Here is a 26,253-nt window from a genome sequence, read left to right as displayed (position 1 = left end):
CACGACTCACCCCTTAGCGGAGACGAGCTATGTCGAATCATGTCTACAAGCAAATCGAACTGGTGGGTTCATCCACCAAGTCCACCGACGACGCCATCAGCCAGGCCATCGCGCGCGCTTCCGAGACGCTGCGCAACCTCGATTGGTTCGAAGTGACCGAAGTGCGCGGCCACATCAAGGACGGCAAGGTGGCGTACTGGCAGGTCGGCTTGAAGATAGGCATGCGGCTGGAAGGGAACGAGTGAGTCCGCTTGCTGCTTCTTTATTGAGCACCCCTTCCAAGTGATTGTCGGATAAGGATTTTTCCCGCTTGTTATCCGACTGTTCAGAGGCTTGTCCACATTCGGTGGGGACAAGCTTGCTTGCCTTGCGCCTGCCGTCATCGCGATCCGCGGAGGCATCGTGAACCCGCCGGCATTGAGCGTTTCTTGAGCGGCAGCTTCAAGTGCTTGGTGCATAAGGCTTTTTGCATGCTGCCCTCATACTGTCCTCAGGCTTATCCACATTTGGCGGGGACAACCTGGGCGCTTCGATACGGCATTTGAGCCATTCTTGACCACCCCTTCCAGGCGATTGATATGCAAGGGAATTTTCGACCTGCCCTCATACTGTCCTCATGCTTCTCCACAGAACGCGGGGACAAATCCACATTTCGGCGCAGCCGCCGCGCAAGTCCGCGCGGTCATCCTGGTTTCAGTGGATAAGTGCGTCAAAAATCATCCAAAAGGATGATTGCGCAATTTTTGACCGGCCCTCGCAAGTGCTTGGCGGGACAGGGGAATTTCACTATGCCCCAAGGCTGTCCTCAACCTTCTCCACAGTTGGCGGGGATAAGTGAATGCCCCCACGCCGCGCACGCTGCGCGTGCTTGCCGGCCCCCGAGGGGGCTGGCCCCTTGGGGCGGCCCGGCGGCGGGCCGCCGCTCGAGCTGCGCTGGCTGCGCACAATGGCCGCCGCATTCTCCGGTCGAGGAAGGATGCGGGATTCATGGGAGGTCGCACGCAAAAAAAAGCCCCCCGACGTATCGGGGGGCTGGATCGCCCGGAGGTAGACGGGCGATCTCTGCCGGCCGGGAGGAGCCCGCGCCGGCAGCGGCGGCGATCAGGGGTTGAACTTCTTGATCCAGTCCACGTAGCGGTCCACCCAGCCTTGCAGGAACTTGCGGGTGCCTTCGTTGGTGATGTTGTACTGGTCGTCGACCAGGCCTTCGGTGTATTGCAGGAAGACTTCCGGCGTGGTCAGGGCGTTGGCGCCCTCGGCGGCCAGGATGTTGCGCAGGTGCTGCTGCATCAACGCGGTGCCGGCGGCGCTGGGCGAAGTGCCGACGATGCCGACGGCCTTGCCGGTCCAGGAGTTCTGGCCCCAGGGACGCGAACCCCAGTCGATGGCGTTCTTGATGGCGGCGGGCACGGAGCGGTTGTGCTCGGGCGACACGAACAGGATGCCCTGGGCGTCGGCGATCTGCTGCTTGAGCTTGGCGGCGGGGGCGGGCAGGTTGTTCTCGTTGTCCTGGTTGTAGAGCGGCACGTCGCCCAGGCTCACGTATTCGAACTTGAAGTCCGCGGGCACCAGCTTTTCCAGCGCGCGGGCCAGCCGCAGGTTGAACGAGGCAGCGCGCAGGCTTCCGACGAAAACGGCAATCTTGTAGGTGCTCATGGGGCGCAGGCTCCAAGGGGGGGACGGGATTGTCAGTGTAGACCTGTACGCAAGCCCGCTCAATCACGATCGCGGATATGTTTATTCATGATCATGACGCGCTGATGTCGGCGGCGCGCGGGTTGGCGCGTCAGCTCATCAGGCTGACATGGGCAGCGACCACGCGCCATCCTTCAGGCGTGCGCATCCAGGTTTGGCTTTGCCGGCCGATGCGGTCGCTGCCGTCGCGCTGGAATTCCAGATTGGCCGTTGCGAAATCCTGGCCATAGGTGGTGACGACCGCGCGCAACACGCGTCGGGCCAGGCCTTGCGGTGAACGCGCCGCGCGGAAGGCGCGGATGGCATCGTAGCCGTAGAGATTTTCGCCCGCGCCATAGCGCAGCGTGTGAGGGCTGTTCCAGAACAGCGCATCCAGAACCTCCACCTGGTTGTTCACCAGGGCGGTTTCGTAGCGGTCCAGGGCGGCGGTGACTTCCGCCACGACGTCGGGCAGATTGATATCCATGCGTGCTGCTCCAGTTGGCACCGTTGTGGTGCGAAATGTAGGGGTAATCACCAATATGGTGTGTCCTGCGGTGCGGCGGCTCCGTCCCGTGAGCGGCGGTTTCTCGACCTCGTCGGGAGGAGCGCGGCGTGCCGATCCTGGCATGCCGCTTGCTAGGGTAAATACTGCATAGATGCTGCATAACAAGCTGCGCGCCGTCCCAGGAGTTCCGCCATGTCCAGTTCCGCCGTTTCCGCCCCGGTCACCATGTTGGTCACCCGGCACATCACCCCCGAACGCTATGGCGATTTCCTGTCCTGGATGCGCCAGGGGGAAATCCTCGCGGCAGGTTTCCCGGGCTTTCTCGGGTCTGGCGTGCTGCAACCCGCGGAAGGCGGCGACCAGTACCAGATCGTCCTGCGTTTTGCCGACGCGGCCAGCCTCGCCCGCTGGGAAAACTCCCTGCCGCGGCGCATGTGGCTGGAACGCGGCGCGTCGCTGGTGCGCGCCAGCCACGAGCGCCGCGTCAGCGGCACGGACGACTGGTTCGCGCCCAGGACCAGCGCGCCGCCGCGCTGGAAGCAGGCCGTCAGCATCTGGCTGGCCTACTTTCCGGTGCTGCTCGTTTTCTCCGTGTTGGCTAGCGAACCGCTGAGCCTCTTGCCGGTTTTCTGGCGTGTGCTGATCACCAGCGTAGCGCTCACGCCGGTGATGGTGTTCATCTGCATGCCCCTGGTGGCGCGCATGCTGCATCGCTGGCTGCGGGCGGGCTGAAGCAGGCAGGCGCGGCCGGTTCAGGCCGCGCGCGCGCCACGGGAGGAGTACAGCCGGTGCAGCGTGATCTTGCGCACTGCGGCCTGGCTGCCCTGGATATGCGCGTGCAGCAGCGCCACCGAGCGCGCCGCATCGCCGGCCAGCGCGGCTTCGAGTATGGCCGCGTGCTCTTCGTAGGTCTTGCCGATGCGCTCGGGCAGGGTAAAGTCCAGCCGCCGCACGATGCGGATGCGTTCGGTGGCTGCGCGGTGCACGCGGGCGATCTCCGGATTGCCAGCGGCGGTCACCAGGTCGATGTGAAAGCGCTCGTCCAGATTCGCCAGCCGCTCGCAGTCGCCCGAACGTTCGCTTGGGTCCACCAGCCAGATATCGGCCAGCGGGCGCAGCGCGCGCTGCCGCTCGGCGGCGCTGGCCGATGCGCACAGCGATTGCACCGCGGCCGCTTCCAGCACGCTGCGCAGTTCGTAGAAGTGGTCCAGCGTGTTGAAGTCCAGCGGCTTGACCAGCCAGCCATTGCGTTGCCGCACCTCCAGATAGCCTTCCCGCTCCAGGCGGAACAGGGCCTCGCGCACGGGCGTGCGGCTGACCTGCAGGCGGTCGGCGATCTCGGTTTCGGTGAAGCGGTCGCCCGGCGCCAGCCGGAAGTCCAGGATGTCGCGCTTCAGCGTGCCGTAGGCGGTGTCGGCGAGCGTGCGCGGTATGTCGATGACGGCGAAGGCGGTTTCCATGTGGTGGCCTCGGAGCGGTGGTTCAAAGGGGGCGCAGGCGGGCAATGCCGGCCTGCTGCAGCGCGTGCGCGGCGCGCAGGCAATCGGCTTCGCGCCATGGCGCGCCGATCAACTGCACGCCCAGCGGCAGGTGATCGTCCTGTCCGGTTTCGGGCCAGACCGGCGCGGCGCAGACGGGCAGGCCGATGCATGACACCGGCTGCGTCAGGAGCCCCATGCTGGCGCGCGCCGGCAGCCGCTGGCCGGCCAACGTCAGCCAGTCCGAACCGATGGGCGTGGCCGGCACTGGCGTGGCAGGGGCGATCAGCACGTCGTAGTGTTCGAACAGCGTCAGTGCTTCGCGATAGACGCGGTGGCGGATGCGCTGCGCCTGCTGCGCCCACGCCGCGGGCACGAGGCTGCCTGCGACCAGCCGGTCGCGCGACAGCGGTTCGTAGTAGTCGTAGTGCGTGACGAGCCTGCGGCGATGCAGGGCGCCGCCTTCCGCCGCCGTGATGACGAAGGCCGCGGCGCGAGCTTGGGCGGCTCCCGCCAGTTCGACCACGGCCGTGGCGTCCAGCGCACGCGCCGCGATCTCGACGGCGCGGCGGGCCTGCGGTCCGGCCCATTCCGAAAAGTAGCCGCCCAGCACCGCCACCCGCAGTCCGCGCATGCCCGCGTTCAGCGCCGGCAACGCGGCTTCGGCGGGACGCCCGGCGCAGGCCACGTCCTCGGCGTCCGCGCCCTGCAGCGCGTCGTAGGCGGCGGCAAGGTCGCTGGCGCTGGCCGCGAACGGTCCCAGGTGGTCGAGGCTGCCAACGAACGGAAATGAGCCGGCGCGCGACAAGCGGCCGAAGGTAGGTTTCAGGCCGAACACGCCGCACAGCGATGCCGGCACGCGGATCGAACCGTTGGTGTCCGAGCCCAGCGTCAGCGGCACCAGGCCGCCCGCGACCGCGGCGGCGCTGCCGCCGGAAGAGCCGCCCGCGATGCGGGTGGTGTCGTGCGGGTTGCGGCAGGCGCCGTAGTGGCTGTTTTCCGTGGTGAAGCCGTAGGCGTGTTCGTCCATGTTCAGTGCGCCGACCAGCACCGCGCCGGCCTCGCGCATGCGCTCGACCAGCCTGGCGTCGCGCCGCGCGGGCGGGTTGGAGGCGTTGACCCGCGCGCCGGCCAGGGTGACTTCGTCGGCGATGTCGAACAGGTTCTTGACCGCATAAGGCACGCCCGCCAGCGGCGGCAGCGGCTCGCCGCGGGCGCGGCGCGCGTCGATGGCCGCCGCTTCCTGCCGCGCCCGGCTTTCGGTGACGGCGGTAAAGCAGTTGTAGCGCGCGTCGCGTTCGCGCACGCGCGCCAGCGTGGCGTCCAGCACGGCCATGGCGCTGCGTTCGCCGGCGCGGACCTGGCGCGCGATATCCTGCGCGGGGCCGCTCACGGACGGAACACCGCGGCCGATTCCAGCTCCACGGCTAGCGGCTCGTCGACGAAGCCGGCCGCGATGTCCTGGATGCGCGCGAATTGCTGCGCGACGTCGGCCACCGTCTGCTCGCGCAAGGCATAGCCGGCCAGCGCCAGGGCGCTGCGTACGTATTGGTCGATGGTTTCCTGGGTCATGGCGGACTCTCCGGTACGGGTGATTTACTTGCGCACTTCGCGCTGGAAGATTTCCAGGCTGAGTTTCTTCATTTCGATGAAGCTGGGCTCTGATAGCGTCGCCACCGTGCGCGGACGCGCGTCGCGGTAATCCAGGATCTCTGCGACCCGGGTGGGCCGCTTGGTCAGCAGCAGCACCTGGTCGGCCAGGTACACGGCTTCCTCCAGGTCGTGCGACACCAGCAGCATGGTGGTGCCGGTCTGCATGAAGACCTCCTGCAGCTTTTCGCGGATGAACAGCGTCATCTCGAAGTCCAGGGCGGAGAAGGGTTCGTCCAGGAACAGCACCTCGGGGCCAGGCGCCAGCGCGCGCATGATCGATGCGGTCTGCTGCTGGCCGCCGGACAGTTCGTAGGGGTAGCGGTTCAGGTCGAACTTGACGTCGAACGAGGCCACCAGCTCTGCGACTCGCGCATCCACCTCGGCCTTGCTGCGGCCTTCCAGGCGCAGCGGATAGGCGATGTTGTCGATGGTGCGCAGCCACGGGAACATGGCTTCGCGGTAGTTCTGGAAGACGTAGCCGATCTTGGTCTGCGCCAGCGACTTGCCGTCGAACAGGATCTCGCCCGAGTCGATGGGAATCAGGCCCGCGATCATGTTGATCAGCGTGGACTTGCCGCAGCCGTTGGGGCCGAAGACGGAGACGATCTTGCCCTTGGGAATGTCCAGGTTGAAGTCCTCGTACAACGGCCAGCCGGCGAAGTACTTGGTCAGCCCGCGTATGGTGATGTGGGTGCCCAGCGGACCGGGCTCGAACGGGGCGGCGGCGGGGCCGGGGGCGATGATGGGATTGAGGACGGTGGACATCAGCGGCCGCTCCAGTGGACCACGCGCTTTTCCAGCACGAGAAAAAGTATGTTCAACACATAGCCGAGCGCGCCGGCGGCAAGAATGGCCGCGTACATGTCGCGCACGTTCAGCACCTGCTGCGCGTTGATGATGCGATTGCCCAGGCCGCTGTCCGAACCGATGAACATCTCGGCCACGATCACGATGACCAGCGCCATCGACACGCCGCTGCGCAGGCCCACGAAGGTGGGCTGCAGGCTTTCCCAGATCAGCACGTCCTTGAAGATGCGCCAGCGCGACGCGCCCATCACGCGCGCCGCCATGACCCGCTGCTTGCGGGCGTTGATGACGCCATAGGCGCTGTTGAACAGGATCACCAGCACCGCCGCGAAGGCAGCAATGGCGATCTTGTTCATGTCGGTAACGCCGAAGATCATCAGGAACAGCGGGATCAGCGCGGAAGAGGGCGTGGAGCGGAAGAAGTCGATCAGAAACTCCACGCTGCGATACGCCTTTTCGTTGCTGCCCAGCAGCACGCCCAGCGGCACGCCGATCACGCCCGCGATGAGGAAGGCCTGCAGTGTGCGGTTCAGCGACGCCAGGAAGTCCGCCAGCAGCGGGCCGCCCGCCATGCCCTTGACCAGCGCCGCAAGCGCCGCGCTGGGCGTGGGCAGCAGCACGGGGCTGACCAGTTGCAGGCGCACCACCAGGTCCCACACCACGAAGAGCGCCAGCGGGCCGATCAGCGGCAGCAGGCGGCTTGTGTCGAATTTGCGTGGGGGCCGCGCTGTCGCGGCCGGGCCGGCCGTGGTTGTTGCAGTGGTTGCGGTCATGGCTCAGCCCTTGTAGAGCATGGTCGAGACGTCGACCTTCTGGGCGAAGACGCCCTTGTCGGCGAACAGGTCGAAGAACTTCTGGAAGTGCTGGATATCGCCGGGCGTGAACTCGTTGTAGAGGGTGTAGGCGGCCAGCGGCACTTCCTCGGTCATCGGACCTTCGATGGCGGTGTAGCCCTTCAGGTAGGGACGCGCCTCTTCCGGCTTGCTGCGGATCAGTTCGATGCCGCGCGCATAGGCGGCGATGAATTTCCTGCTTTCCTCGGGATGCTTCTTCAGGAAGGCGGTGGTCAGCGATGCCGACCCGCCGAACCACGGCGCCATCGGATCGCCCAGCACGTACTTGGAGATGACGCCGGACTCCAGCACGCGGGTGGTGCCATTCAGCCTGCCCACCGTGCCCGTGGGCTCCAGCGTGTAGCAGGCGTCCAACTGGCCGGCGGCGACCGCGGCGACGTGCTGGCTTATCGCCAGCTCGACCACGGTCGCCCCGGTTGCGCCGGCGCGCTCCAGCACTGCTTTGGCCAGCGTGGCGTTCTGGATGCCGGGTCCAGATCCGACCTTTTTCCCCTTGAGGTCTGCGATGGATTTGATGGGACTGTCTTTCGCGACGATGAACTCGTCCAGCACGTGCTTGGCGTTGCTGGGATTGGACGCAAAAATCTTGAACAGGCCGGGCGAAGCGATCTCGCCGATGGCCAGATTGGCCGAGCCGGTGCCGTTGGCGCTGCCGTCCGCGCGGCCGGCCAGCATGGCTTCCATGACCTGCTGCGCGCCCGCGAATTTCAGCGGCTCGACGTTCAGCCCGGCCTCCTTGAAATAGCCTTTTTCCAGCGCCGCGTAGAACGGCAGGCCGGCCGCCACGGGCCAGAAGCCGATGCGGATCACGGGTCCCGCTTGCGCCCGAACCAGCGCCGGCGCGGCCAGCGTCGCGGCGCCCAGCGCGGCGCCCTGGATCAGCCGGCGGCGGGTGGCGTTGAAGGCGTGGGGCGCGTTGCGGTAGATCATGGAGGAACTCCTGGTGTGCAAGGAAAGTGGCGCTTGTAGACAAGCTGGCATACCAGGCATCAAGCAAGAGCCGTGCCAACTTCTTCCGGGGCGGCATGCGCCCAGTGCGCCTGGCGGGCCGGCCTCGCGCTGGTGCCTCGCCTGAACCACATTGGTGCACGGCGCACCAATGAAGGGGACGTAACCGGCCCCCGTGTCGCGCTGCGCGCGATGGCGGTAGCATGTGGGCGGATCGGAGCGTGCCGCTCCGGACTTGTGAACCCTTGCGCGACGCCTGGCCGCGTCATACCGAGATGAATACGCGTTTTGTCGAAGCCTTTCTGTGGTCGGCGCGCCTGGGCAGTTTCCGGGCGGCGAGCGACCGCCTGCACATCACCCAGGCCGCCGTGGCCAATCGCATCGCCTCGCTGGAAGAGGACATAGGCGCGCGCCTGTTCGAGCGCGACGCCAAGGAGCTCAGGCTGACGGCCACCGGCACCCGGCTGCTGGACTATGGCGAACGGCTGCTGGAGATCCGCCAGCAGATCCTGTCGCTGGGCAAGGGCGGCGACGAGGTCTTTGGCCTGGTGCGTATCGGCGCCATCGAAACCGTGGTGCACACCTGGCTGATCGGCTTCCTGACCAATCTGCGCTCCACCTATCCGGGCATCGAGGTCCAGCTCACCTCCGAGACCACGCGCGCGCTGCACCGCGGCCTGCGCGAAGGCGCGCTGGACATCGCGCTGCAGACGGACCTGCTGAACGATAGCGGCATCATCAGCAACGCCTGCCTGCCCATGGAGATGGGCTGGGTCGGGCCGGCGGGCGACGAGGAGGCGCTGAGCGCGCAGCAACTGCTGAGCGAACCGGTGCTGACCATGAGCCCGGGATCGCAGCCTCACGAAGCGCTCAAGGCCCTGTACCGCGAAGTCGGCATGCCGCAAGGCAAGGTGCACTGCGTCAGCTCGATCTCCGCGCTGGCGCGGCTGGTGCGCAGCGGCTTCGGCCGGGCGCTGGTGCCGCTGCCGCCCATCTACGAATACGTGGCGCGCGGCGAGGTACAGATCATCCGCTGCGACATTCCGGTGCCGCCCCAGCTGCTGGTGGTGAGCTATCTGGAAAGCGCCGGCTCGGACGCGATCCGGCTGGTGGCCGAACTTGCCAGCCGCGCGTCGGACCAGTTCACGTCCTCGGTCGCTGCGCCGCGATTGGGTTCGGCGCAATAGTGTTATCCCTAGGGCGTCTTTCAGTAATTTTATTGCCGCGCAGAAGAATTACTCGTTTGTCCCGGGGCAACCGGCCGGCTGAAGATGGAGCCTTCCGTAATCGAAGGAATTTCCTGTCTTCCGCCCATGAGCACGCACACCGAATCCTCCCTCCCGCCGCACGGCCTGCTGTTCGTCGCCACTGACGCCGACCCCGCCCACGAAGCCGATTTCAACCGCTGGTACGACCGCGAGCACGTGGAAGAGCGCGTGCGCATTCCCGGCTTCCTGTCGGGCGCGCGCTACCTGTCGCGGGAAGGCGGCCGCAAGTATCTGGGCCTGTACCGCACCGAATCGCTGGCCGCCTTCACCACGGCGGACTATCGCAAGGCGTTCGAGCGCCAGACCGTATGGTCGGTGACCAACCTGGACCGCATGCGCGACCCGATGCGCCGCGTGTGCGCCGTGCGGGCCGTGACGGGCTTTGGCTCCGGCAGCGAGATCGCGGTCCTGCCTCTGCCGGCGACGAATGACAGCGAAGCGCTGGTGGCCCGGGCGCAGGCGCTGGGCGCTGAACTGGCGCAGGCGGACGGCTTCGTGCAGTCCTATCTGCTGGTGCCGGACGCGGGGCTCAGCACGCCGCTGCCGCGCGAGTCCGCCGACAACCGCGTGCTGGCGCCGCTGTTCGTGGTGGAAGCGAGTTCCGCAGCCGCCGCGCGCGTCCTGCGCGATCGGGCTTGCAGCGCATTCGATACCGATCCGTCACAGGCCTGGCTGCTGGAACTGGGCTGGAAACTGACGGCAGCCGACCTGCGCTGAGCCCATCGCGGCCAGTCACCAAACATCCAATTCAAGGGGAATCCCATGGCTGAAGAAACGCTATATGGCGCCGCGCCGGTGAAGACCGCGGCCGCGCCCAACAAGATGCGCAGGCTGGCCCTGGCCAGCTCGGTCGGCACCACGCTGGAGTGGTACGACTTCACCATCTACAACCTGATGGCGGCGTTGGTCTTCAATTCCATCTTCTTTCCGTCCTTCGACCCGCTGACGGGCACCATCCTGGCCTTCTCCACCTATGCCGTGGGCTATGTGTCTCGGCCGCTGGGCGGCTTCGTCTTCGGCCATCTGGGCGACCGGCTGGGGCGCAAGTTTGTCCTGGTCGCCACCCTGGTCATCATGGGCGTGTCCACCGGCCTGATGGGGCTGTTGCCGACCTACGCGTCCTGGGGTGTATGGGCGCCCGTGGCGCTGGTGGCCTTGCGCTTCGTGCAGGGCGTGGCCCTGGGCGGCGAATGGGCCGGCGCGGTGCTGCTGTCGATGGAGCACGGCAAGCCCGACCAGCGCGGGCGCAACGCCTCCTTCACGCAGATCGGTCCGTCCTGCGGCACGCTGATAGGCACGGGCTTCATCGCCGTGGTCTCGGCCTTTCTGAGCCCCGAGGACTTCCAGGCCTGGGGCTGGCGCGTGCCCTTCGTCTCCAGCGTGGCGCTGGTGCTGTTCGGCCTGTGGCTGCGCCGCGGCGTGGAGGAGACGCCCGTGTTCCTGGAAATGGAACAGAAGCGTGAAACCGCCGCCACGCCCATCAAGGAAGTGCTGGGCCAGTACTGGCGGCAGTTGCTGGTCGCGGGCGGCTCGCGCATCGGCTCCGACGTGCTCTATGCGCTGGTGGTCGTGTTCACGCTGACCTACGTCACCACGGTGCTGCACCTGTCGCGGCCCATGGCGCTCACCGCAACCATGCTGGGCGCCGCGCTGAATGCGATTGCGGTGCCGTTGTGCGGGCATCTGTCAGACAAGATCGGCCGCCGTCCGGTGTACCTGGCGGGCGCGGTGCTGGGCATGATCTGGGCCTTCGTTTTCTTCGTGCTGATGGACACCGCGCATCCCATCGCCATCTGCGCGGCCGTCGTGGTGGGCCTGCTGATCCACGCGCTGATGTACGGCCCGCAGGCCGCCTTCATCACCGAGCAGTTCCCGGGCCGCGTGCGCTATGCGGGTTCCTCGCTGGCCTACACGCTGGCCGGCATCGTCGGTGGCGGCTTCGCGCCGCTGATCATCGCCAGCCTGTTCAAGTCCTGGAATTCGACCTTCGCCATATCGCTGTACGTGGCGGCGGCGCTGGTCGTGACGGCGGTGGCGGTGCTGGCCGCCAGGGAAACGGCCAAGTCTCCGTTGCAGCGCTGAGGCGCGGCGCATGCCTGTCGCCGTCCGGCCTCGCGGCCGGGCGGCGACAGGCCATTCAGGCGATGCTGCGATTGGCCAGCGGCTCGCCGGCCAGCCAGCGGTTGAGGTTGTCGACGAACAGGGCCCGCACGCGCGCGGCATTGCCGTCCGAGAACCCGGCGCTGTGCGGCGTGACGATGACGTTGGGCAGGTCCCACAGCGCGGAATCCGGCGGTAGCGGCTCGTGCTGGAACACGTCCAGGAAGGCGCCGCCCAGGCGGCCGGCACGCAGCGCCGCGATCAGTTCGGGCTCATTGATCACGTGGCCGCGGGCCACGTTGACCACCATCGCATGCGCGGGCAGCGCGGCGAGCGCATCGCGGCCGATCAGGTTGCGCGTGGCGGACGTGAGCGGGCAGGCCAATACCAGCCAGTCGGCCGCGGGCAGCAGGGACGGCAGTTCACCGTAACCCACGGTGTGGCGGGCCTGCGGCACGGGCGCGCCGCTATGGCGCGCGACCGATATCTTCAGGCCGAGCGCGGCCAGCAGCGCGCCGATACGCTGTCCTATCCCGCCCCATCCCACCACCACGGCATGCTGGCCGGCCAGGTCCCTGGGCGTGCGCTCGTCCAGCAGCGGCCGCCAGGCGCGGTCGCGCTGATCGGCGGCCAGCAGCGGCAGGCGGCGCGCCAGCGCCAGCACGCCGGCGACGGCGCTCTGGGCTACCACCGGGTCGCTGGCGCCTTGCGAGGTCGTGACCGCGACGCCACGCTCGTGCAGGCGCTGGTAGATCTCGCGGTCGGCGCCGGCCGAGTGCACATGCACCCAGCGCAGCGCCGGCGCGTTCCGCATGGCCTCGTAGTACAGCGCGGTCGATGGCTGGATCTCGAACTTGGTCGAATGCCCCGTGATGTCGCGCGAGACGAACGCAGTCTCGGCCATCATGGGCTGGCCCGCAACGGGGTGGACCAGCGCATAGCGGCCCGCTGCCGGGCTGCGGTCCAGCGCCAGGCGCAGCGGCGCGGCTTCGGCGGGCGAGCACAGGATGCGGATGTCGGAGCCTTGCGTCATGGCGGCGGGTTCAATGGGCTTCGGGGGCGAACTTGCGCACCAGCAGCGCCCACTTGTCATGTTCGCGCTTGATGAAGGCGCCGAATTGCGCGGGCGTGCCGCCTACCGGTTCGGCGCCTTCGCGCAGCATCTGTTCATTGAGCCCCGGCAGTGCCGCGTTGACCTCGCGGTTGACGACGTCCACCACCTGCTGCGGCGTGCCCTTGGGCGCGAAGAAGCCGAACCAGGAACCCGCGTCAAACCCGGGGTAGCCGGATTCGGCGATGGTGGGCAGCTCGGGCAGGGTGGCGGAACGCTGCGACGTGCTGACCGCCAGCGCGCGCAGCTTGCCGGAACGGATGTGCCCGATCACGGAAGGGATGGTGGCGAACATGAAGTCGATGCGCCCGGCCAGCAGGTCGTTGACCGCGTCCGCGCCCTTGTACGGCACGTGCGTGGCGTTGACGCCCAGCTCGTCCATCAGCATGTAGCTGGACAGGTGGGAGGACGTGCCGACTCCAGTGGAGCTGTAGTTGAGCTGGCGCGCGGTCTTGACGTACTTCAGGAATCCCTGGATGTCCTTGGCGGGCGAAGCCGGCGGCACTACCAGCACGTTGGGCACCGTGGCGATCTGCACCATGGGCACCAGATCAGTCAGCGGGCTATAGGGCAGCTTGTTCAGCGAGGGGTTGACGGCGATGGGCCCCACGGAGTTGACGATGAGCGTGTGGCCGTCGGCCGCCGCGCGCACGACGTATTCCGTGCCGATGTTGCCGCCCGCGCCCGGTTTGTTCTCGACCACGAAAGGCTGGCCCAGCTTTTGGGTCAGGGTATTGGTGACGCTGCGGGTGAGGGTGTCGGTGGTGCCGCCGGGCGAGAACGCCACGATGACCTTCACCGGCCGGTCGGGATAGTCCGCGGCCGCGGGCGGCGCCAGCGTACAGGCGCCAGCCAGCGCTGCGGAAGCGAGCAGGGCTCGTGCAGTGTTCATGATGTCTCCTCGCGTGGGCGTAGTGGTGTTTTCGATGGCGCCGTGCCGCCACGCCGGCCGGCGCCTGTTGAACCGAAAAACTCAGTCGCGGTAGCTCGGGTCCTGCCGGTCCAGCTTGCGCAGCAAGGCGGGCCACTCCATCACTCCATAGGGCCGGCGCGTGCCGGGCTGGTAGTTGTTCCAGGTTTCCTGCAAAACCGGCGCGGCCACGGCCTGCAGCGGCGATCCCGTCGCCATGGCCGCCAGCTGCGAACGGCAGGCCAGTTCCAGGCGGTGCATCCAGTTGAAGGCTTCGCCCACGCTGCGTCCCACGGTAAGGGCGCCGTGGTTGCGCAGGATGAGCGCTTCGCCCTGGCCCAGGTCGGCCAGCAGCGAGGCCTGTTCCTCGACGCCCAGCACAACGCCCTGGTAGTCGTGATAGCCGATCTTCAGGAAGCGCATGGCGGTCTGGGTCAGCGGCAGCAGCCCGCATTCCAGCGAGGACACGGCCATCGAGGCCCAGCTGTGGGTGTGGATCACGCAGTCCACTTCGTGGCGATGGGCGTGGACCGCGCTGTGGATGACATAGCCGGCCTTGTTGATGCCGTAGTCCAATTCGCCGAAGTCGGGCCGGGCCAGGATGGTGCCGTCCAGGTCCACCTTGATCAGGCTGGACGCCGTGATCTCCTCGTACATCATGCCGTAGGGGTTGATCAGGAAGGCGTTGTCTTCGCCGGGCACGCGCGCCGAGATGTGGTTGGCCATCATGTCGGCCATGCCGTAGATCTCGACCAGGCGGTAGCAGGCCGCCAGGTCGACGCGCGCTTTCCATTCCGCCTCGGTGCAATGCGGACGCATCGAGGCAATGCGCAGGCGTCCCCCGGCGTGAGTGTCAGTGGTCATCGGAATTCGTGAAGCTCCATTGCCGCCGCACCATGCCGCGGCATCCATGCCTGGCAATTTATCGGCGGGATGGGGGCGGGCCTAGCCCCGGCCCAGGCATGGGGGCATCACGAATCGAGAAGGGTTGCCCCCGGCCAGCCGCCGTTGCGCACCAGGGCGCGCATCACGTCCAGCAGCACCACCCGCGCGGCCAATGCCGCCGGCGAAAGTTCCTCGTCGTTGATGCAATACACCAGGTTGCGGCGGAACAGGAAGGGATCGTCGATGGGGTGCATGCTCAGCAGTCCGGACTCCACCCGGGCCACCGCCGCGCCGGGCTGGATGGTGGCCAGCGCGTTGGCCTGCACCAGATCCATCAGCGTGGTCAGGCCGTCGACCTCGACGCCGATCCAGGGTTCGACGCCGGCCCGTTCGAAGGCGGCCTCGACCCAGGCCCGCAGGCCGTGGGCCTTGCTGGTTACGGCTTGCGGCAGGCTGCCCAGTTGCGCCATGGTGATGGGCTCGCCGTCGGGCAGGGTGACCATGCCGCGGCGCGCCAGCAGGAACAGCCGTTCGTCCAGCACCGGGATGGCGCTGCGGCCCTGGCTGCTGTCGTTCTGGAACAGCACGGCCAGGTCGAGGCGCCGCCCCGTCAGCAGTTCGCCCAGGTTGCCCGACAAGCCCTCGACCAGATGCAGCCGCACGTTCGGATAGCGTTCGGCCATGGCCGCGTAGAAGGGCCTGGCCAGCACCGATGCGGTGGTCGGTGCGAAGCCGACGCTGACCATGCCGGCCAGCCGCGCCTCGCGCGCGGCCGTCACTGCGTTTTCCGCGTGCCGCAAGGTCAGTTGCGCCTGCCGCAGGAATGCCGTGCCCGCCGGCGTCGGCACCACGCCAGTGGGCGTGCGCACCAGCAGCCGCGTGGCCAGCTCGCTTTCCAGACGGCTGATCTGCTGGCTGAGCGCCGAGGCGACCACCTCCAGCTCGCGCGCGGCGCGGCCGATGCTGCCCAGTTCAACGACGCGGACGAAGTAGCGGAGTTGGCGGAGTTCCATGGCGCATGACGGGAGGGGAGTAGGGGATAGTAGTCGCAGCGGCGTGCGCATGCGGCCTTGCCGCCTCCGGGAAAACGGGGCTGGCGGTTCAAAGAAATGTCAGGTATCTGACTTTATTCTGAATGACAAACGAAAATTGTTTACACTCTCATCCTCAAAATTCGAGGTTGAGCGGACCGCCGTGGGGGCGGGTGCCGTTCGAGTTACGGGAGAAAGTCGATGCGCAAGTTGCTGTTGGGAGCGGTTTTGGCCGCTGCGGTGTTCGGGGGGACGGCCCAGGCTGCGGCCGAGCCCAAGGCCGTGGTCGCCACGTATTCGGATCTGGCGCTGGCTGGCTACGAAGACTCGCTGACTTCCGCCCGGGCCCTGCGCACCGCCATCGACGCCCTGATCGCCAAGCCCAGCGCCGACACGCTGAAGGCCGCGCGCGAGGCCTGGCTGGCGGCGCGCGTGCCTTACCAGCAGACCGAGGCCTACCGCTTCGGCAACCCCATCGTCGACGACTGGGAAGGCCGCGTGAACGCCTGGCCGCTGGACGAAGGCCTGATCGACTACGTCGACGCGTCCTATGGCACGGAAAACGACGAGAACGCCTACTACGCGGTCAACGTCATCGCCAATTCCAAGATCTCGGTGGGCGGCAAGACCGTCGACGTCAGCAAGATCACGCCCCAGCTGCTGTCTGAAGTGCTGCACGAAGCCGACGGCAACGAAGCCAACGTGGCCACGGGCTACCACGCCATCGAATTCCTGCTGTGGGGCCAGGACCTGAACGGCACCGGCCCCGCGCCCGCCGACCGCAAGGGCACGCCGCAGGAACGCCACGCCGGCAACCGTCCGCACACCGATTTCGATCCCAAGCAGTGCACGGGCGGCCATTGCGAGCGCCGCGTGCAGTTCCTGAAGGCCGTGACCGACCTGCTGGTGACGGACCTGGAAGAGATGGTCGGCAACTGGAAGAAGGACGGCGCCGCGCGCAAGGCCGTCGAAGAAGATCCCAAGGCGGGCCTGATCGCCATGCTGACCGGGCTGGGCAGCCTGTCCTACGGCGAGCTGGCCGGCGAACGCATGAAGCTGGGCCTGATGCTGCATGATCCCGAAGAAGAGCATGACTGCTTCTCGGACAACACGCACAACTCGCACTATTACGACCAGATCGGCATCCGCAACGTCTACCTGGGCAGCTACACCCGTATCGACGGCAAGACCGTCTCGGGCGCCAGCCTGTCGGAACTGGTGAAGGCCCGCGATCCCAAGCTGGACGCCGAAGTGCGCGCCAAGCTGGACGCCACCGTGGCCGCCATGCAGGCGATGAAGACGCGCGCCGAAACGGTCGAAACCTACGACCAGATGATTTCGGACGGCAACAAGGAAGGCAATGCCGTGGTGCAGGCCGCCATCGACCGCCTGGTCGACCAGACCCGCAGCCTGGAGCGCGTGATCGCCTTGCTGGACCTGGGCAAGGTCGCCATCGAAGGTTCCGACAGCCTGGACAAACCTGACGCCGTATTCAAGTGAAACTCGTTTTAGCCGCCGTACTGGCGGCGTCGGCGCATGCCGGCGCCGCCGCCGCTCCGACCGGGCGTGACGACCTCACGCCCGAAGACCTGAAGCGCGTGACCGCCATCACCGCGCCCACGCGCGATTTCTCGAAGGTCGAGACCTTCGAGACCATGCAGGCGGGCGCCGCCACCACCAACAAGCTCATCAACGCCGACATTTTTTCGCAGCCGTCGGCCAACATGAGCTTTGAGGGGCGCCAGGAATTCCAGGTCGGCAACGGCCTGTTCCGCAAGGACTGGGTCTCGGCGCCGGCTTCCACGCAAGCCTCGGACGGCCTGGGGCCGCTGTTCAATGCGCGTTCCTGCCAGGCCTGTCATACCAAGGACGGACGCGGCACGGTGCCGGGCTTCGATCCTTTGGAACGTACCGACGCGGTGGCGCTGTTGCTGCGCCTGGCGGTGCCGCAGGGCGCCGATCGCGGTCACCCCAAGCTCGCGCCGGGCGAGATCGCGGCCTTGCCCGAACCCGTTTACGGCGTGCAGCTGCAGAACTTCGCGGTCGCGGGCCTGCCCGCCGAAGGCCGCATGGAGATCGAGTACCAGCCGGTCCCGGTCGCGCTTAACGGCGGTGAAACCGTCACGCTGATGAAGCCCGCCTACCGCATCGAGAATCTCGGCTATGGTCCGATGCGCGCGGACACGCAGATCTCGCCGCGCCTGGCGCCACCCATGATCGGCCTGGGTCTGCTGGAATCCATCCACCAAGCCGACATCCTGGCCAACGTGGGCGCGGACAAGCGCGACGGCATCGTCGGCAAGGCCAACTGGGTCACCGACGTGCGCACCGGCGCGCGTGTGCTGGGGCGCTTCAACCTGAAGGCCGGCCAACCCACGGTCGAGCAGCAGAGCGCCGCGGCGTTTTCCAACGACATGGGGCTGTCCACGCCCTTGTTTCCCCAGCATTCCGGCGACTGCACGCCCTCGCAGAAGCAGTGCCTCGACATGCCGCACGGCGCGCAGCCGCGCTTCGGCCCCGAGGAAGTGCCGGCAAAGCTGATGGACTTCGTCACCATCTATTCCACCAACCTTGCCGTGCCGCAGCGCCGAGACGCCGACGATGCGCGGGTGTTGGCCGGCAAGAAGCTGTTTTACGAAGCCAATTGCGTCGCCTGCCACGTGCCCAAGTACGTCACCAGCCGCAACGCCAAGCAGTCCGAGCACCGCTTCCAGCTGATCTGGCCCTACACCGACATGCTGGTGCACGACATGGGCGACGATCTGGCCGACGGCGTGTCGGACGGCCTGGCCAATGGCCGCGAATGGCGCACGCCGCCGCTGTGGGGCATAGGCCTGACCAAGACCGTGAACCCCAATGCCACCTGGCTGCATGACGGACGCGCGCGCACCTTGCTGGAGGCCGTGCTGTGGCATGGCGGCGAGGCCAAGCCCGCGCGCGACCGCGTGGTGGCAATGACGCCGGAAGAACGCGCCGATCTCATCCGTTTCCTGGAGTCGCTGTGATGGCTGCAATAGCCCCGCGTGTATTGAAACTGGCCGCGGCTGCGGTGCTGGGCGGCATCACGTCCTGGGCCGCGCAGGCCGCGCCGCCCGCGGATCTTGGCGAGCGTCTGGCGCGCGATTACGCGCGGCCGGCGGTAGCGAAAATGGCGGACGCGGCCTCGGCGCTGGACGGCGCCTTGGGCGGCTGGTGCGCGCAGCCCGGCGCGGCCAACGCGGCGCGCGTCAAGCAGGCGTTCGAGGACCTGGCGCTGGCCTGGTCGGGCGTCGAGTTCCTGCGCTTTGGCCCTCTGGTGCAGGCCAACCGCTACGAGCGCCTGGCCTTCTGGCCCGATACGCGCGGCGTGATGCCGAAGCAGGTGCAGGCGCTGATCGCCGCGCAGGACGGCGCCTTGCTCGTGCCCGGCGCCCTGGCGGGACGCAGCGTGGCCGTGCAGGGCCTGCCCGCGTTGGAATACGTGCTGTACGGCGAGCCGGCCTTGCTGCGGCAGGATGGCGGGCAGGTCGACGCCTACGCCTGCGATTACGCCCGGGCGGTGGCCGCCAACGTCAGGCAGATCACGCGCGATGTAGCCCAGGCCTGGAGCGCCGAGGGCGATTTCGGCCGGCAGTTCGCGCAACCCAAGGCGGGCAACGACCTGTACCGCGATCAACAGGAAATCGCGGCCGAGGCCATGAAGTCCCTATCCACCGGGCTGCAGTTTGCGCGCGACGTGAAGATCCTGCCCGTGCTGGGCGATACGCCGGAAGCGGCGCGGCCCAAGCGCGCTGCATTCTGGCGCAGCCAGTTGTCCACGCGCCTGCTGGCGGCCAATCTGGACGGGCTGCAGGCTTTCTATCAGGCGGGGGCCTATGCGCTGCCCAAGGGCGACGCCTGGATGGCCGAGTCCGTGCGCGGTGAACTGGCGAGCGCGGCGCGCGTGCTGCTGGACGTGCCGCAGCCGCTGGAGCAGGCGCTGGCGCAGGAAGAAGGGCGCCAACAACTGACTTTGGCGGCGTTGACCCTCAAGAACGCCAAGGCCATCGTTGACGAGAATCTGGCGCCGGCCCTGGGCGTCACGATCGGCTTCAATGCGCTCGATGGTGATTGACCGGCGCCGCTTCCTGTCGCTCGCGGCCGCGCTGGGCCTGGCCCCGGCGGCTGCGTTGGCGGCTGCGCCCAAGGACGGCGATGTCCTGTACCTGAGCGCGCGCAAGCGCGGCGGGCGCGACGAAACCGCGCTGCTGGATGAAGCGGGACACGATCGGCTGGTGGTGCCGATGCCCGCGCGCGGCCACAGCTTCGCCATCGATGCCGCGGGGGAACGCGCGGTCGTCTTCGGCCGCCAGCCGGGCTTCTTCGCGCTGGCGTTTTCGCTGCGCGGGGGCGAGCCCCAGGCCTTGCCCATGCACGAAGAGCGCCACTTCTTCGGCCATGGCGCCTACGTGGACGGCGGCCGGCTGCTGGCCGCCACCGAGAACGATTTTGTAGCGGGCCGGGGCGTGCTGGGGCTGTACGACGCCTCGCCCGGCGGCGCGTACCGCCGCATCGGCGAATTCGACAGCGGCGGCATCGGTCCGCACGAGGTCGTGCTGATGCCCGACGGCAAGACGCTATGCGTCGCCAATGGCGGCATCCTCACGCATCCCGACTACGGCAAGCTGGAACTCAACCTGGACACGATGCGGCCCTCGCTGGCCTATATCGACGCGGCCAGCGGCGAGCTGCTGGAGAGAGTGGAGCTGGAGCCCGCTTTGCATCGCCTGTCCATCCGCCACCTCGCGCTGACTGCCGACGGCTGCGTCTGGTTCGGCTGCCAGTACATGGGTCCGGCCGCGGACCGGCCGGCGCTGGTGGGTCGGCACAGGCGCGGCGCGCAGCTGGAACTGTTCGAAGGGCCGGCGCCAGCCTTGCGCCAGATGCGCAACTACGTCGGCTCGGTGGCCGTGGATACCGCGGGCGGCGTGGTCGCCACGTCCAGCCCGGTAGGCGGACAGGTGATCTACTGGGACGCGGCCAGCGGCCGTTGCCTGGGCACGACCGAACTGGCCGACGGCTGCGGCGTGGCGCCGGCCGCCGGAGACGGCTTCCTGCTGAGCAGCGGCCTGGGAGCGATGCTGCGCATTGACGCGTCCGGCAAGGAGCAGCCCGTGCTGGCGCCGTCGCGCGAGGTGTCCTGGGACAATCATTTCCGCAAGATCCCGGCGCGGGTCTGATCCCGTTTGCTTACAAAGCTTGACACAACGGGGCCGCGATGCGGCCCTTATCGCAAGCGCCATCTGATAAAGTTTTCGGCTGCTTTTTTCAGGCCGCCAGGCGCCCGTTGCCGGGACGCTGCGCGGCCTCAACTTTTCCGCAGGAGTATCCATGGAAGAAGCCTTGAAAGAATTTAACGCCTGGGCTCCCAAGCTGGTCGACCTGGGCCTCAATCTGGCGGTTGCGCTGCTGATCCTCGTCATCGGCTGGTGGGTGTCATCGCTGCTGGGCAGCTGGGTGCGCCGCGCCGCCACGCGCTCCAAGAAGATCGACCCCACCATCGTGCCCATGTTCTACAGCACGGTGGTCTGGACGGTGCGCATCTTCACCGTGATTGCGGTACTGGCGCGCTTCGGGGTCCAGACGGCCAGCCTGATCGCGGTGCTGGGCGCCGCCGGCCTGGCCGTGGGTCTGGCCTTGCAAGGCACGCTGCAGAATATCGCCGCCGGCATCATGCTGCTGATTCTGCGCCCGATACGCGCGGGCGAATACGTGGCGCTGAGCACCGGCGTGGACGGCACGGTGGAAGAGGTCGGTCTCTTCCTGACGCGCCTGATCCAGGTCGACGGCATTCATCTGACCCTGCCCAACAGCACGGTGTGGAACGCCACCATCACCAACTACAGCCGCAACAAGACGCGTCGCCTGGATATCCCGGTGCCGGTGCGCTATGGCGACAACCTGGAAGTCGTGGTGGCCAAGCTGCGCGCGATCGTCGATGCGCGTCCGGAAACGCTGAAGGATCCTGAACCGCTGGTGAAGGTGGTCGACTACAAGGAAAACGGCGTCGTCGTGAACGTGCGGGTATGGACCGAGTCTGCCAAGTACTGGGACCTGCGCTGGGGCCTGTACCAGGACATCCGCAAGTCGCTGGAAGATGCGGGCTTCCAGCCGCCGATCCCCATGCGCGAGATCCAGAACGCCAAGCCGGGCGCCGCGGCCTGAAGCAGGCCGGTCTGCTCTGGAATGCCAATGGGCGCCCGATGGGCGCCCATTTTTTTGCTGGCGGCAGCAGACCTCAGGCCTGCATCGACAGGCGCGCGAGTTCGTTCTTGATCCAGCCGGCGATTTCGCGCTGGCGTTGCGCAGGCATGCGGTCGATGATGGCCGTGACGCTGACCGCCAGGATCGGCGCGCCCTGGGCATCCAGCAGCGCGCAGCCCACGCCCAGCGCGCCGCGCACCGCGTGGTTGCCCACCACGGAATAGCCGCGGGCGCGGGTGTTTTCGATCAGGCGGTACATCTCTTGCGGTGTCATGCCGCCATATTCGTCCAGCCGGCCCGAGTTGCGCTCGACGATGCCGCGCGCAACGTCGTCGGGCAGGGCGGCCAGCAGGGCCATGCCGCCCGACCCCACGCCCAGCGGCTGGCGCTTGCCGGCGTAGGTGGCCAGGATCTGCACCGGATAGCTGCCGATCTCGCGATGCAGGCTGATGGAATCGTCATCTTCGCGCACGACCAGGAAGACCGCGTCGCCGGTGCGGTCGGCCAGGCGCCGCAGCACGGGCAGCAACTGGCGCACGCGCGGATCGCGCGAGCGCGTGTCCGGGTCCACCGCCAGCTGGGCGCGGTATTTCTTGGTGCCGGTCACGGCCAGCACCAGTCCGGCGTCCAGCAAGGCGGCCAGCAGACGGTAGATGGTGGGGCGCTGTATGCCCGTGAGGCGGGCGATATCGGTCACGCTCAGGCCATCGGGACCCTGGTCGCGCAGGGCGGCCAGGACGGCCAGCCCGCGCCGCAATGTGCGTGGACCCGCGGCCGCGGCGTCGCTATCTTGCATGAAAATCTCTGAAAACTCGGGTTATTACGGAATATTCAAGGGAAAACCACTGTCCGTGCTGTGGACTCTACCTTGATGCAGTGCATGTGTATAGCTCAGAATGCTGCATCGAACAATTCAAATCGTCCACTTGATGGACAGTACCTGCACGGAGACTCTATGACTACAGGTCAAAAGCCTGGACTGCGGCGTATCGCCGCCACCCTTCTGGCTACCGCCGCAAGCGCATTCGCAATGGGCTCGGCCCATGCCGCCTACCCTGACAAGCCCGTCCGCATCGTGGTCGGTTTTTCCGCCGGCGGCACTACTGACGTGATCGCCCGCATCATGGCCAAGGAACTGACTGAAAGCCTCGGCCAGTCCTTCGTGGTCGAGAACAAGCCCGGCGCCGGCAGCAACATCGCTACCGACCAGGTAAAGCGCGCAGACCCCGACGGCTACACGCTGCTGTTCGTGGCCGTGACCAGCGCCATCAACCAGACCCTGTACAAGAACGTCAATTTCGACCTGACCAAGGATTTCACGCCGGTGGCGCTGGGCGCCAAGGTGCCGAACATCCTGGTGGTGAACCCGCAAGTGCCCGTGAAGTCGGTGCAGGAGCTGGTGGACTACGCCAAGAAGAATCCCGGCAAGCTGGCGTTCGCTTCGTCCGGTAGCGGCACGTCCATCCACATGGCGGGCGAGCTTTTCAAGATGCAGACCGGCATCGACGTGCTGCACGTGCCGTACAAGGGCAGCGCGCCTGCCGTGACCGACCTCATCGGCGGCCAGGTGCAGTTCATGTTCGACAACATGCCGTCGGCCTGGCCCCACGTGCAATCGGGCAAGCTGCGCGCCCTGGCCGTGACCACCACGGAACGCTCCAAGAGCGCGCCTGACGTGCCGACCATGAAGGAATCCGGTTTCGCCAACTTCGACGTGTCGTCGTGGTTCGGCCTGATCGCGCCCGCCGGCACGCCGCCGGAAGTCGTGAACAAGCTCAACGCGGCCATGGTCAAGGCGCTGGACAAGCCCGAAGTGCAGCTCAGCTTCGAGAAGCTGGGCGCCGTGGGCGTGAAGACGACGCCGGCCGAATTCGGCCAGTTCATCAAGTCGGAAGTGGAAGGCTGGGCCCCGGTGGTCAAGGCCTCGGGCGCCAAGGTGGACTGATTTTCGATTTCCGGGCGGCAAGCCGCCCGGCAAACCTTGCTGGGGGACAGGCGTAAGCCTGCGCCCCTATTTTTTTGCCCCGCCGTTGCGGCGCGCCGTGGCCAGCATGGCGGTGCATACGCCGCGCATCATGTCCACCTCGTCGCGGCTCAGCGCAAGGCGGGAGTACAGGTGCCGCATGCGCGGCATCAGCTTCTTGGGGTGGGCCGGGTCCAGGAACTGCACGCCGACCAGCGCTTCTTCCCAGTGCGCCAGGAAGGCCTGCACCGCCTCGCTGGAAGCCGGCGCCGCGCCGCGGGGCGCCTCTTGCGCGGTGGAGGCCGGCAGCAGCGCCGCGCCCTGGTCCACCAGCAGCGCGTAGCGCAGCTCCCAGGCGGCCAACTGCAGGGCCTGGGCCACGTTCAGCGAGCTGTACTCGGGGTTGGCGGGGATATGGCAGATGCGCTGGCACAGCGCGATCTGGGCGTTGGTGAGCCCCGCGCGTTCGGTGCCCAGCACCACGGCCGCGACGCCCTCGGCCGTCTCGCCCAGGTGGGCGCGGGCCAGTTCGGCCGCCTGGCGGATGTCGCAGGGCGGGGGACCCAGGTCGCGCACCCTGGCGGTCAGCGCGAAAGCCATGGTGACCGGCGCCAGCGCTTCTTCCAGGGATGCGTAAATGCGGGCATTTTCCAGCACGTCCAGCGCGCCGCTGGCAAGCGCCACGGCCTCCGGCTGGCTTGTTACATCTGGAAATTTAGGCTCGACCAGGACCAGTTCGGAGAAGCCCATGGTCTTGATGGCGCGGGCCGCCGAACCCACGTTTCCGGGGTGGCTGGGGTTCACCATAACGAAGCGAACACGTGAAAATGCTTGAGTCATTTAAAATGGCACGTTTGGCTTAGTGCCTTCCTGGTTTTTTGGGTCGATTTCCCCCTGTCGGGGAACGGCGGACCGGGGGGCGGCAAGCGGCCTATCATCAAGCCAACTCATCGCATTCGTACGGAATTTTATGCACCCGATGCTCAACATCGCCATCAAGGCGGCCCGGCGTGCCGGCACCATTATCAACCGTGCCAGCATGGATTTGGAACGACTCAGCGTGGCTCGCAAGGGGCCGCGGGATTATGTCACGGAAGTCGATCGCGCCGCCGAGGAGTCCATCGTCGAGACGCTGCGCGCGGCTTACCCAGACCACGCCGTGCTGGGCGAGGAATTCGGCCTGCAAGGCCCCGACCAGGCCGAATTCCAGTGGATCATCGATCCCCTGGACGGCACCACGAACTTCATCCACGGCCTGCCCAACTACGCCGTGTCCATCGCCCTGACGCAGCGCGGCCAGGTTACGCAGGCGGTCATCTATGACCCGAGCCGCAACGAACTGTTCACGGCCAGCCGTGGCAGCGGTACCTTCCTGAACGACCGCCGCGTGCGCGTCTCGGGCCGTACCCGCTACCACGAAGCGCTGCTGGGCGCGCACTGGCCCAACTCCGGCGATCCGGAACAAGGCTCCGCGCGTTTCCGCCAGATGGCCGAAGGCAGCACCGGCGTGCGCCGCCTGGGCTCCACCGTGCTGGACCTGGCCTACGTGGCCTGCGGCCGCCTGGACGGCTTCTGCGGCGTGGGCCTGAAGGCCTGGGACCTGGCCGCGGGCAGCCTGATGGTGCTGGAAGCCGGCGGCCTGGTCGCCGACTTCGACGGCGAACAAGGCTGGATGGACAGCGGCAACGTGCTGGCCGCCAGCCCCAAGATCTTCACGCAGATGCTGTCTTCGCTGAATCCGCCTTCGGCGGCTTGAAGCGGAACGCTGCCGCCAGAATGAAAAAACCGGCCATTGGCCGGTTTTTTCATGTGCGGGCGTAGGCTCAGCCAGCCTGCCCCTGCAATACCAACTGCCCATCCTCCATCACAAACCACGCACGCAGCCCCAGCTCCCGCACCACCGCCTGCGTCGTTTCCAGCGGCATGTGCGAGAAAGCCGTCGACAGGGCATCGGCCATGGTGGCGGAAGGCGCCATGACGGACACGCTCTGGTATCGCGGGCGCGCGCGGCCGGTGCGGGGATCGAACAGATGCGTGTACCGGCCCGCCGGGTCGATGGCGGTGCCATAGCCGCCGGAAGTCGCCAGGGCCTGGTTCGTCATGCTTGCGCTTGCCAGCAGGCGCGCCGGGTCGCGCGGATCGGCGATGCCGACCTTCCACGCTTGCGGGATAGCGCGGCTGTCCAGCCCCTGTATTTCGCCCATGTCCACCAGTGCGCGCTCCAGCCCGCCGCGCCTGAGCAGGTCGGTGACGCGGTCGGTGATGTAGCCCTGGGCAATGCCGTTGAGCGTGATGCCCATGCCGGGCCGCAGCAGTTCGATGCGGTTGCCATCCAGCATCACGTCGGCATGGGACACGCGCGACAGCGCCTGCGCGATGGCCTGGGGCGGGGGACCGTCAGCAGCAGCGTCCGGCTGCGAGAAGTGTTCGGCATATAGCTGCCACAAGGGCTGCACGGTGGGATCGAACATGCCTGAGGTCAGTTCGCTGTAGCGCCGGCTTTCGCTCAGGAGCCGCAGCAGGTCGGCCGGCGGACTGTCCAGGAAGCCCTGGCGGTTCAAGACAGAGAGGGCGCTGTCGTCGCGATACAGACTGAAGATGGCTTCCAGCCGCCGCAGTTCCTGCAAGGACTGGGCGATCAGGCGCTGGGCCGTGCCGGTGTCGGGATGGTAGAGGCGCAGCTCGGCGTCGGCCCCCAGCGCCGTGCCTTGCCAGGTGGCGGGTGCGATCGAGGCGGCGGCGCGGCGCGCGGCGACGGGCGTCAGCGCCAGCGCGCTGGCTGCGGCGGCGATGCCGATGAAACGGCGGCGGGTAGGGTTCATGGCGATAGGCCTGTAGAGG

Annotated in this window: 27 protein-coding genes; 12 read left to right on the top strand and 15 right to left on the bottom strand. The window is 67.3% G+C overall.

The genetic code is table 11. The features are described 5' to 3' along the window. Positions 1-29 precede the first annotated feature (29 nt). Positions 30-245, top strand: coding sequence for a dodecin (locus ACZ5YA_RS11425; RefSeq protein ID WP_042794506.1), 216 nt, complete (start codon positions 30-32; stop codon positions 243-245). A gap of 856 nt (positions 246-1,101) precedes the next feature. Here the strand turns inward: ACZ5YA_RS11425 and ACZ5YA_RS11420 are convergent. Next, positions 1,102-1,656: an NADPH-dependent FMN reductase gene (locus ACZ5YA_RS11420; RefSeq protein WP_059371972.1), complete on the bottom strand. Its 555-nt coding sequence runs from the start codon at positions 1,654-1,656 to the stop codon at positions 1,102-1,104. A gap of 130 nt (positions 1,657-1,786) precedes the next feature. Beyond that, the gene (gene hpxZ / locus ACZ5YA_RS11415; protein WP_059371974.1) at positions 1,787-2,161 is read right to left on the bottom strand and encodes an oxalurate catabolism protein HpxZ; all 375 of its coding nucleotides are present in this window, start codon (positions 2,159-2,161) and stop codon (positions 1,787-1,789) included. 213 nt (positions 2,162-2,374) lie between these two features. Between hpxZ and ACZ5YA_RS11410 the strand changes: the two genes are divergently transcribed. Continuing rightward, the gene (locus tag ACZ5YA_RS11410; RefSeq protein ID WP_059371977.1) at positions 2,375-2,914 is read left to right on the top strand and encodes an antibiotic biosynthesis monooxygenase; all 540 of its coding nucleotides are present in this window, start codon (positions 2,375-2,377) and stop codon (positions 2,912-2,914) included. 20 nt (positions 2,915-2,934) lie between these two features. On the opposite strand, the gene ACZ5YA_RS11405 is transcribed toward ACZ5YA_RS11410, so the two are convergent. From ACZ5YA_RS11405 to ACZ5YA_RS11380, 6 genes are read right to left on the bottom strand one after another with little or no spacing between them, the layout of a single operon-like run. Beyond that, positions 2,935-3,642: a GntR family transcriptional regulator gene (locus tag ACZ5YA_RS11405; RefSeq protein ID WP_118934130.1), complete on the bottom strand. Its 708-nt coding sequence runs from the start codon at positions 3,640-3,642 to the stop codon at positions 2,935-2,937. Positions 3,643-3,664: 22 nt separating this feature from the next. Then, the gene (locus tag ACZ5YA_RS11400; RefSeq protein ID WP_251881951.1) at positions 3,665-5,053 is read right to left on the bottom strand and encodes an AtzE family amidohydrolase; all 1,389 of its coding nucleotides are present in this window, start codon (positions 5,051-5,053) and stop codon (positions 3,665-3,667) included. Further along, positions 5,050-5,232, bottom strand: a complete 183-nt coding sequence (locus ACZ5YA_RS11395) for a DUF4089 domain-containing protein (protein ID WP_059371982.1) — start codon at positions 5,230-5,232, stop codon at positions 5,050-5,052. The genes ACZ5YA_RS11400 and ACZ5YA_RS11395 overlap by 4 nt, the downstream gene beginning before the upstream one ends. Positions 5,233-5,256: 24 nt before the next feature. After that, positions 5,257-6,078 carry an ABC transporter ATP-binding protein gene (locus ACZ5YA_RS11390; protein ID WP_059371984.1) on the bottom strand — a complete coding sequence of 274 codons (822 nt, stop codon included), beginning with the start codon at positions 6,076-6,078 and terminating at the stop codon, positions 5,257-5,259. Then, positions 6,078-6,893 carry an ABC transporter permease gene (locus ACZ5YA_RS11385; RefSeq protein ID WP_059371988.1) on the bottom strand — a complete coding sequence of 272 codons (816 nt, stop codon included), beginning with the start codon at positions 6,891-6,893 and terminating at the stop codon, positions 6,078-6,080. The genes ACZ5YA_RS11390 and ACZ5YA_RS11385 overlap by 1 nt, the downstream gene beginning before the upstream one ends. 3 nt (positions 6,894-6,896) lie before the next feature. Then, positions 6,897-7,904 (bottom strand): ABC transporter substrate-binding protein, encoded by a 1,008-nt coding sequence (locus tag ACZ5YA_RS11380; RefSeq protein ID WP_059371990.1) that lies wholly within the window; start codon positions 7,902-7,904, stop codon positions 6,897-6,899. Between the two features lie 293 nt (positions 7,905-8,197). Between ACZ5YA_RS11380 and ACZ5YA_RS11375 the strand changes: the two genes are divergently transcribed. The 3 genes from ACZ5YA_RS11375 to ACZ5YA_RS11365 all read left to right on the top strand — a co-directional run bounded on the left by ACZ5YA_RS11375 (position 8,198) and on the right by ACZ5YA_RS11365 (position 11,272). Continuing rightward, positions 8,198-9,109: a LysR family transcriptional regulator gene (locus tag ACZ5YA_RS11375; RefSeq protein ID WP_059372806.1), complete on the top strand. Its 912-nt coding sequence runs from the start codon at positions 8,198-8,200 to the stop codon at positions 9,107-9,109. 126 nt (positions 9,110-9,235) lie between these two features. After that, a complete protein-coding gene (locus ACZ5YA_RS11370; RefSeq protein WP_118934134.1) occupies positions 9,236-9,907 on the top strand; it encodes a DUF4286 family protein in 672 nt (223 codons plus the stop codon). A 45-nt stretch (positions 9,908-9,952) separates the two neighbouring features. Next, positions 9,953-11,272, top strand: coding sequence for an MFS transporter (locus tag ACZ5YA_RS11365; protein ID WP_118934136.1), 1,320 nt, complete (start codon positions 9,953-9,955; stop codon positions 11,270-11,272). 55 nt (positions 11,273-11,327) lie between these two features. Here ACZ5YA_RS11365 and ACZ5YA_RS11360 read toward each other — a convergent pair whose 3' ends face one another. The 4 genes from ACZ5YA_RS11360 to ACZ5YA_RS11345 form a co-directional block, all read right to left on the bottom strand. Continuing rightward, positions 11,328-12,323 (bottom strand): D-2-hydroxyacid dehydrogenase, encoded by a 996-nt coding sequence (locus ACZ5YA_RS11360; protein WP_464092519.1) that lies wholly within the window; start codon positions 12,321-12,323, stop codon positions 11,328-11,330. A 10-nt stretch (positions 12,324-12,333) separates the two neighbouring features. Further along, positions 12,334-13,293, bottom strand: a complete 960-nt coding sequence (locus tag ACZ5YA_RS11355; RefSeq protein WP_059371999.1) for a Bug family tripartite tricarboxylate transporter substrate binding protein — start codon at positions 13,291-13,293, stop codon at positions 12,334-12,336. A gap of 81 nt (positions 13,294-13,374) precedes the next feature. Beyond that, complete coding sequence (locus tag ACZ5YA_RS11350) at positions 13,375-14,175, bottom strand: class II aldolase/adducin family protein (RefSeq protein ID WP_223283329.1); 801 nt, start codon at positions 14,173-14,175, stop codon at positions 13,375-13,377. Positions 14,176-14,282: 107 nt separating this feature from the next. Continuing rightward, positions 14,283-15,209 carry a LysR family transcriptional regulator gene (locus ACZ5YA_RS11345; protein WP_464092518.1) on the bottom strand — a complete coding sequence of 309 codons (927 nt, stop codon included), beginning with the start codon at positions 15,207-15,209 and terminating at the stop codon, positions 14,283-14,285. 219 nt (positions 15,210-15,428) lie between these two features. Between ACZ5YA_RS11345 and ACZ5YA_RS11340 the strand changes: the two genes are divergently transcribed. The 5 genes from ACZ5YA_RS11340 to ACZ5YA_RS11320 all read left to right on the top strand — a co-directional run bounded on the left by ACZ5YA_RS11340 (position 15,429) and on the right by ACZ5YA_RS11320 (position 21,410). Continuing rightward, the gene (locus tag ACZ5YA_RS11340) at positions 15,429-16,727 is read left to right on the top strand and encodes an imelysin family protein (RefSeq protein WP_059372005.1); all 1,299 of its coding nucleotides are present in this window, start codon (positions 15,429-15,431) and stop codon (positions 16,725-16,727) included. Next, on the top strand, positions 16,724-18,232 hold the full coding sequence (locus tag ACZ5YA_RS11335; protein ID WP_464092517.1) for a di-heme oxidoreductase family protein: 1,509 nt from the start codon (positions 16,724-16,726) through the stop codon (positions 18,230-18,232). The genes ACZ5YA_RS11340 and ACZ5YA_RS11335 overlap by 4 nt, the downstream gene beginning before the upstream one ends. Next, positions 18,232-19,320: an imelysin family protein gene (locus ACZ5YA_RS11330; RefSeq protein WP_464092516.1), complete on the top strand. Its 1,089-nt coding sequence runs from the start codon at positions 18,232-18,234 to the stop codon at positions 19,318-19,320. The genes ACZ5YA_RS11335 and ACZ5YA_RS11330 overlap by 1 nt, the downstream gene beginning before the upstream one ends. Beyond that, positions 19,310-20,425, top strand: coding sequence for a DUF1513 domain-containing protein (locus tag ACZ5YA_RS11325; RefSeq protein ID WP_251882087.1), 1,116 nt, complete (start codon positions 19,310-19,312; stop codon positions 20,423-20,425). Before ACZ5YA_RS11330 ends, ACZ5YA_RS11325 begins: the two co-directional genes overlap by 11 nt. 151 nt (positions 20,426-20,576) lie before the next feature. Next, positions 20,577-21,410 (top strand): mechanosensitive ion channel family protein, encoded by an 834-nt coding sequence (locus ACZ5YA_RS11320; RefSeq protein WP_280016441.1) that lies wholly within the window; start codon positions 20,577-20,579, stop codon positions 21,408-21,410. Positions 21,411-21,483: 73 nt separating this feature from the next. Here ACZ5YA_RS11320 and ACZ5YA_RS11315 read toward each other — a convergent pair whose 3' ends face one another. Then, positions 21,484-22,245, bottom strand: coding sequence for an IclR family transcriptional regulator (locus tag ACZ5YA_RS11315; RefSeq protein ID WP_059372016.1), 762 nt, complete (start codon positions 22,243-22,245; stop codon positions 21,484-21,486). Positions 22,246-22,404: 159 nt separating this feature from the next. Between ACZ5YA_RS11315 and ACZ5YA_RS11310 the strand changes: the two genes are divergently transcribed. Next, positions 22,405-23,394, top strand: a complete 990-nt coding sequence (locus tag ACZ5YA_RS11310; RefSeq protein ID WP_013395179.1) for a Bug family tripartite tricarboxylate transporter substrate binding protein — start codon at positions 22,405-22,407, stop codon at positions 23,392-23,394. 66 nt (positions 23,395-23,460) lie between these two features. Here ACZ5YA_RS11310 and ACZ5YA_RS11305 read toward each other — a convergent pair whose 3' ends face one another. Further along, on the bottom strand, positions 23,461-24,252 hold the full coding sequence (locus ACZ5YA_RS11305; protein WP_118934149.1) for an RNA methyltransferase: 792 nt from the start codon (positions 24,250-24,252) through the stop codon (positions 23,461-23,463). A 130-nt stretch (positions 24,253-24,382) separates the two neighbouring features. Between ACZ5YA_RS11305 and ACZ5YA_RS11300 the strand changes: the two genes are divergently transcribed. Further along, the gene (locus tag ACZ5YA_RS11300; RefSeq protein ID WP_059372021.1) at positions 24,383-25,168 is read left to right on the top strand and encodes an inositol monophosphatase family protein; all 786 of its coding nucleotides are present in this window, start codon (positions 24,383-24,385) and stop codon (positions 25,166-25,168) included. 67 nt (positions 25,169-25,235) lie between these two features. Here the strand turns inward: ACZ5YA_RS11300 and ACZ5YA_RS11295 are convergent, their stop codons facing one another. Further along, positions 25,236-26,234 (bottom strand): FAD:protein FMN transferase, encoded by a 999-nt coding sequence (locus ACZ5YA_RS11295; protein WP_464092515.1) that lies wholly within the window; start codon positions 26,232-26,234, stop codon positions 25,236-25,238. Positions 26,235-26,253 lie beyond the last annotated feature (19 nt).

The sequence above is a fragment of the Achromobacter sp. JCM 18799 genome, from assembly GCF_055395645.1.
The sequence above is the reverse complement of the archived record's forward strand: the minus strand, read 5'-3'. Positions and strand labels throughout refer to the sequence as shown.

Coding starts and splice junctions, on each gene's coding strand:
- ACZ5YA_RS11390 (WP_059371984.1), bottom strand. CDS start 6,078: ATGTCCACCGTCCTCAATCCCATCATCGCCCCCGGCCCCGCCGCCGCC.
- ACZ5YA_RS11385 (WP_059371988.1), bottom strand. CDS start 6,893: ATGACCGCAACCACTGCAACAACCACGGCCGGCCCGGCCGCGACAGCG.
- ACZ5YA_RS11355 (WP_059371999.1), bottom strand. CDS start 13,293: ATGAACACTGCACGAGCCCTGCTCGCTTCCGCAGCGCTGGCTGGCGCC.
- ACZ5YA_RS11375 (WP_059372806.1), top strand. CDS start 8,198: ATGAATACGCGTTTTGTCGAAGCCTTTCTGTGGTCGGCGCGCCTGGGC.
- ACZ5YA_RS11425 (WP_042794506.1), top strand. CDS start 30: ATGTCGAATCATGTCTACAAGCAAATCGAACTGGTGGGTTCATCCACC.
- ACZ5YA_RS11395 (WP_059371982.1), bottom strand. CDS start 5,232: ATGACCCAGGAAACCATCGACCAATACGTACGCAGCGCCCTGGCGCTG.
- ACZ5YA_RS11295 (WP_464092515.1), bottom strand. CDS start 26,234: ATGAACCCTACCCGCCGCCGTTTCATCGGCATCGCCGCCGCAGCCAGC.
- ACZ5YA_RS11365 (WP_118934136.1), top strand. CDS start 9,953: ATGGCTGAAGAAACGCTATATGGCGCCGCGCCGGTGAAGACCGCGGCC.
- ACZ5YA_RS11330 (WP_464092516.1), top strand. CDS start 18,232: ATGGCTGCAATAGCCCCGCGTGTATTGAAACTGGCCGCGGCTGCGGTG.
- ACZ5YA_RS11345 (WP_464092518.1), bottom strand. CDS start 15,209: ATGGAACTCCGCCAACTCCGCTACTTCGTCCGCGTCGTTGAACTGGGC.
- ACZ5YA_RS11315 (WP_059372016.1), bottom strand. CDS start 22,245: ATGCAAGATAGCGACGCCGCGGCCGCGGGTCCACGCACATTGCGGCGC.
- ACZ5YA_RS11420 (WP_059371972.1), bottom strand. CDS start 1,656: ATGAGCACCTACAAGATTGCCGTTTTCGTCGGAAGCCTGCGCGCTGCC.
- ACZ5YA_RS11305 (WP_118934149.1), bottom strand. CDS start 24,252: ATGACTCAAGCATTTTCACGTGTTCGCTTCGTTATGGTGAACCCCAGC.
- ACZ5YA_RS11310 (WP_013395179.1), top strand. CDS start 22,405: ATGACTACAGGTCAAAAGCCTGGACTGCGGCGTATCGCCGCCACCCTT.
- ACZ5YA_RS11405 (WP_118934130.1), bottom strand. CDS start 3,642: ATGGAAACCGCCTTCGCCGTCATCGACATACCGCGCACGCTCGCCGAC.
- ACZ5YA_RS11320 (WP_280016441.1), top strand. CDS start 20,577: ATGGAAGAAGCCTTGAAAGAATTTAACGCCTGGGCTCCCAAGCTGGTC.
- hpxZ (WP_059371974.1), bottom strand. CDS start 2,161: ATGGATATCAATCTGCCCGACGTCGTGGCGGAAGTCACCGCCGCCCTG.
- ACZ5YA_RS11340 (WP_059372005.1), top strand. CDS start 15,429: ATGCGCAAGTTGCTGTTGGGAGCGGTTTTGGCCGCTGCGGTGTTCGGG.
- ACZ5YA_RS11325 (WP_251882087.1), top strand. CDS start 19,310: ATGGTGATTGACCGGCGCCGCTTCCTGTCGCTCGCGGCCGCGCTGGGC.
- ACZ5YA_RS11380 (WP_059371990.1), bottom strand. CDS start 7,904: ATGATCTACCGCAACGCGCCCCACGCCTTCAACGCCACCCGCCGCCGG.
- ACZ5YA_RS11350 (WP_223283329.1), bottom strand. CDS start 14,175: ATGACCACTGACACTCACGCCGGGGGACGCCTGCGCATTGCCTCGATG.
- ACZ5YA_RS11360 (WP_464092519.1), bottom strand. CDS start 12,323: ATGACGCAAGGCTCCGACATCCGCATCCTGTGCTCGCCCGCCGAAGCC.
- ACZ5YA_RS11410 (WP_059371977.1), top strand. CDS start 2,375: ATGTCCAGTTCCGCCGTTTCCGCCCCGGTCACCATGTTGGTCACCCGG.
- ACZ5YA_RS11370 (WP_118934134.1), top strand. CDS start 9,236: ATGAGCACGCACACCGAATCCTCCCTCCCGCCGCACGGCCTGCTGTTC.
- ACZ5YA_RS11300 (WP_059372021.1), top strand. CDS start 24,383: ATGCACCCGATGCTCAACATCGCCATCAAGGCGGCCCGGCGTGCCGGC.